Origin of the sequence: Amnimonas aquatica (assembly GCF_002943415.1) — a bacterium.
Taxonomy (GTDB): domain Bacteria; phylum Pseudomonadota; class Gammaproteobacteria; order Pseudomonadales; family Moraxellaceae; genus Perlucidibaca; species Perlucidibaca aquatica_A.
In genome coordinates, this window is record NZ_PTQZ01000163.1 from 1 (window position 1) to 4,190 (window position 4,190).

6 protein-coding genes are annotated in these 4,190 nt (G+C 68.0%); 5 read left to right on the forward strand and 1 reads right to left on the reverse strand.

Annotated features, from left to right (window positions below; translation table 11 throughout):
* A partial coding sequence (locus C5O18_RS07025; RefSeq protein ID WP_105192702.1) for a peptidylprolyl isomerase occupies positions 1 to 506 on the forward strand: 506 nt, incomplete at its 5' end.
* Between the two features lie 37 nt (positions 507 to 543).
* On the opposite strand, the gene C5O18_RS07030 is transcribed toward C5O18_RS07025, so the two are convergent.
* On the reverse strand, positions 544 to 1,080 hold the full coding sequence (locus tag C5O18_RS07030; RefSeq protein WP_105192704.1) for an NUDIX hydrolase: 537 nt from the start codon (positions 1,078 to 1,080) through the stop codon (positions 544 to 546).
* Positions 1,081 to 1,141: 61 nt separating this feature from the next.
* On the opposite strand from C5O18_RS07030, the gene C5O18_RS07035 reads away from it, so the two are divergent.
* From C5O18_RS07035 to purT, 4 genes are read left to right on the forward strand one after another with little or no spacing between them, the layout of a single operon-like run.
* Complete coding sequence (locus C5O18_RS07035; RefSeq protein WP_105192706.1) at positions 1,142 to 1,756, forward strand: CoA pyrophosphatase; 615 nt, start codon at positions 1,142 to 1,144, stop codon at positions 1,754 to 1,756.
* 21 nt (positions 1,757 to 1,777) lie between these two features.
* Positions 1,778 to 2,302 (forward strand): gamma carbonic anhydrase family protein, encoded by a 525-nt coding sequence (locus tag C5O18_RS07040; RefSeq protein WP_105192708.1) that lies wholly within the window; start codon positions 1,778 to 1,780, stop codon positions 2,300 to 2,302.
* Positions 2,303 to 2,323: 21 nt separating this feature from the next.
* The gene (locus tag C5O18_RS07045; RefSeq protein ID WP_105192712.1) at positions 2,324 to 2,533 is read left to right on the forward strand and encodes a DUF1289 domain-containing protein; all 210 of its coding nucleotides are present in this window, start codon (positions 2,324 to 2,326) and stop codon (positions 2,531 to 2,533) included.
* Positions 2,530 to 3,732, forward strand: a complete 1,203-nt coding sequence (gene purT / locus C5O18_RS07050) for a formate-dependent phosphoribosylglycinamide formyltransferase (RefSeq protein ID WP_105192710.1) — start codon at positions 2,530 to 2,532, stop codon at positions 3,730 to 3,732. Before C5O18_RS07045 ends, purT begins: the two co-directional genes overlap by 4 nt.
* The last annotated feature ends 458 nt before the right edge of the window (positions 3,733 to 4,190 follow it).

The following is a 4,190-nucleotide window of genomic DNA, read 5'->3' on the forward strand; positions in this document are numbered from 1 at the left end:
GCCTGTTCGGCAAGGCCGCCCCGAAGACGGTGGAGAACTTCCGCGCCCTGGCCACCGGCGAGCGCGGCAAGAGCCGCTCGGGTGCCACCTTGCACTACAAGGGCTCGGTGTTCCATCGCATCATTCCCGGTTTCATGATCCAGGGCGGCGACTTCACGCGCGGCAATGGCACCGGCGGAGAGAGCATCTACGGCAAGCCGTTCGCGGATGAAAGCTTCACGCTCAAGCACGACCGTCCGGGCCTGCTCAGCATGGCCAACTCGGGACCGAACACCAACGGTTCGCAGTTCTTCATCACCACCGCGCCGGCAGCGCACCTGAACGGTCGCCATGTGGTATTCGGCCAGGTCGAAGAGGGCGTTGCGGTGGCACAGCGCATCGAGCGCGCCGGCGGCTGGGACGGTCGTCCCCGTGCCAGGGTGGTGATCCGCGACAGCGGCGAGCTGCCGCTGGTCCCGGCCGTGAAGACGCCTGCCGGCGAGCCGGCGTCCGCCGTCAGGGAGTGAGGTCGGGAAGTGGCGGTGCTGGGTGCGCCGCGCGGCCTCAGCTGCGCGGCCGGATGTCCTCGACGTGCAGCGGGAAGTGTCCGCTGCGGCGGTCCTCGAAGTAGTGCCTGAGCGTCTTCTTCACGGACGGGAAGGCCAGCTCGTCCCAGGGGATCTCGTCTTCGCTGAACAGGCGGCATTCCAGCGACTCCACGCCGACCCCGAAGCGCCCCTCGACCAGCTCGGCGCGGTGCAGCATGTAGACCTGGCTGATGTAGGGAATGTTGTAGACCGTGTACAGCTGCAGGTCGCGGACATTGGCCTCGGCTTCTTCCCAGGTCTCGCGCGCGGCGCCCTCGGCGATGGTCTCGCCGTTCTCCATGAAGCCGGCCGGCAGCGTCCAGTAGCCGTGGCGCGGCTCGATGGCGCGGCGGCAGAGCAGCACCCGGTCGCCCCACACCGGCAGGCAGCCGGCGATGATCTTGGGGTTCTGGTAATGCACGGTGGCGCACTGCGGGCAGACATGGCGCAGGCGGCTGTCCCCGTCGGGGATGCGATGCTCGACGGCATGGCCGCAGTGACTGCAGAAATTCATGGAAAAGGCTCCGGAACAATGCCGTGCAGTATATACCTGACGGACTGTGTATGATCTCCGCATGACCGAGCATTCACTGATCCAGACCCTGCGCCACAACCTGCGTCCTTCGCCGCCGCCGGCCGATGGCGCCGACGCGGCGGTGCTCATTCCCATCCTCGGCGGGCGCGAGCCCGAGGTGCTGCTGACGCGGCGCGCGGCGCACATGAAGTCGCATGCCGGCGAGGTCGCCTTCCCGGGCGGCAAGCGCGAGCCCGGCGACCTGCACCTGGCCATGACGGCGCTGCGCGAGAGCGAGGAAGAAGTCGCCCTGCCCATGCACAGCGTCGAGGTCATCGGTGCGCTCAAGCCGGCGCGCGCCAAGAGCGGCATCCTGGTGCTGCCGGTGGTCGGCGTGGTCGACGGCGAGCCCGACCTGGTCGGCAATCCGGACGAAATCGAAAGCGTGTTCCGGGTGCCGCTGCGCTACTTCATCGAGACCCCGGCGGCGCGCGACCACCGCATCAACTTCCGCGGCATCGATCTGGTGGTGCCGTGCTTCCGCTACGAGGGCTACGTGATCTGGGGCCTGACCGCCTACATGCTGGTGGATTTCATCCGCCACGGCCTCGAGCACCACATCGACTACCCCTGGCCGCCGGCGCTGCCGGGCATGCTCGTGCCCGGCGCGCGCTGAGGCCGCTTCCGAGGAACTGCCATGAAATATTCCCTGGGCGACCGCCGCGTCGAGGCCAAGGGCGAGCACTGGGTTGCCGACAGCGCCACCGTCATCGGTTCGGTGGTGCTGGAGGAGAACGCCAGCGTCTGGTTCGGCGCCGTGGTGCGCGGCGACTGCGATGTCATCACCATCGGCGAGAACAGCAACGTGCAGGATGGCGCCGTGCTGCACACCGACTACGGCTTTCCGCTCAGCATCGGGCGCGATGTCACCGTCGGCCACCAGGCCATGCTGCACGGCTGCACCATAGGCGACGGTTCGCTGATCGGCATCCAGGCGGTGATCCTCAATGGCGCGAAGATCGGCAAGGGCTGCATCATCGGTGCCGGCGCGCTGATCGCCGAGGGCAAGGAGATTCCCGACGGCTCGCTGGTGGTTGGATCGCCCGGCAAGGTCGTGCGCCAGCTCGACGAGGCCACGCAGCAGCGCCTGCTGCTGAGCGCGCAGCACTATGTCGGCAATGCCCGCCGCTTCCGCGACGAACTGAAACTGCAGGATGACTGAGCGCCGATGCACGAGGGCCGGATGACCGCGTCGCTGTCGCCCTGCATCGGCCGCTGCCGGCTCGACGAGCACAAGGTCTGCATCGGCTGCCTGCGCACCATCGACGAGATCGGTCGCTGGGGCTTGTTGAGCGTCGACGAGCAACGCAGAATCCTGCGCCAGATCGAGGGCCGGCGTCAGCCGCCGGCAGCTTCCATCCCTTCTTCCGCTTTCCCGGAGCCATCGCCATGACCCAGCCCGTTCTCGGCACCCCGTTTTCCGCCACCGCCACCCGCGTCATGCTGCTCGGCGCCGGCGAGCTGGGCCGCGAGGTCATCATCGAGCTCAAGCGCCTGGGCTGCGAGGTCATCGCCGTCGACCGCTACGAGCACGCGCCGGGCATGCAGGTCGCCGACCGCTTCCATGTCATCTCCATGCTCGACGGCGCCGCGCTGCGGCGCGTCATCGAGCAGGAAAAGCCGGCGCTGATCGTGCCCGAGATCGAGGCCATCGCCACCGACGAACTGGTGAAGCTGGAGGCCGAGGGCTGGCACGTGGTGCCGACCGCGCGCGCCGCGCAGCTGACCATGAACCGCGAGGGCATCCGTCGTCTGGCCGCGGAAACCCTGGGCCTGCCGACCTCGCCGTATGTCTTCGCCGACACCTTCGAGTCCTTCGCTGCCGGGGTCGCGCAGGTCGGCATGCCCTGCGTGGTCAAGCCCATCATGTCGTCGTCGGGCAAGGGCCAGAGCGTGGTGCGCACGGCCGACGACATCCGCACGGCCTGGGATTACGCCCAGTCCGGCGGTCGCGCCGGCGGCGGCCGCGTGATCGTCGAGGGTTTCATCGACTTCGACTACGAGATCACCCTGCTCACCGTGCGCCACCACGATGGCGCCGGCGGCACCACGACCTCGTTCTGCGATGCCATCGGTCACCTGCAGGTCGCCGGCGATTACCGCGAGTCCTGGCAGCCGCAGCCGATGTCGCCGGCCGCGCTGGCACGTTCGCAGGAGATCGCCGGCAAGGTCACCGAGGCCCTGGGCGGGCGCGGCATCTTCGGGGTCGAGCTGTTCGTGAAAGGTGACGAGGTCTGGTTCAGCGAGGTCTCGCCGCGTCCGCACGACACCGGCCTGGTGACGCTGATGTCGCAGAACCTGTCCGAATTCGCGCTGCATGCCCGGGCCATCCTCGGCCTGCCGGTGCCGGCCATCCGCCAGCAGGGGCCGACGGCGTCCTGCGTGCTGCTGGTCGAGGGCGACTCGCGGCAGATGACCTACGGCAACCTGGCCGCAGCGCTGGCCGAGCCGGACACCGATCTCAAGCTGTTCGGCAAGCCGGAAGTGGCCGGCCAGCGCCGCCTCGGCGTGGCGCTGGCGAAGGGCGGCTCGGTCGATGACGCGCGCGCCGCCGCGCGCCGGGTGATCGAGAACGTGCGGGTCGGCCTTTAAGCCAGGCGCGCCTGAGCCGGGTTTTCTCGCCGGTGCCTCCCCGGCCCGCAAGGGCCTGCTACCCGCACGACCTGTCGTCCGTGCTCTCCATATCCGTGTTCCGTGTGCTGGCAGCCACTTGCCAGGGCCGGGTCACGAGCATCTTTTCCTGGTGTTCCCGCGGCAACCCGGCGTTACGCTTACGTTACTGTAATTTTTGATAATTGTTCTCATTTATGTTTACAGATGGCGAGTTTTCCCATTCAATGCGCCCGCTGTGATCAGTGTTTGAGCCGGTCGGCTGCTGATCCGTGTTGCATGCGCGAATGCCACTGTTTCCAGGAGAACGATATGAGCTACATCCGTAGCCGCAAGCATGATGCCCCCGGTGTGCTGAAGAGCACGCTGGCCGTCGCGGTCGCCGCACTGGCGGCTCCGGTTGTCGCCACGGCGGCCGACGAGCCCACGCTGGCCACCGT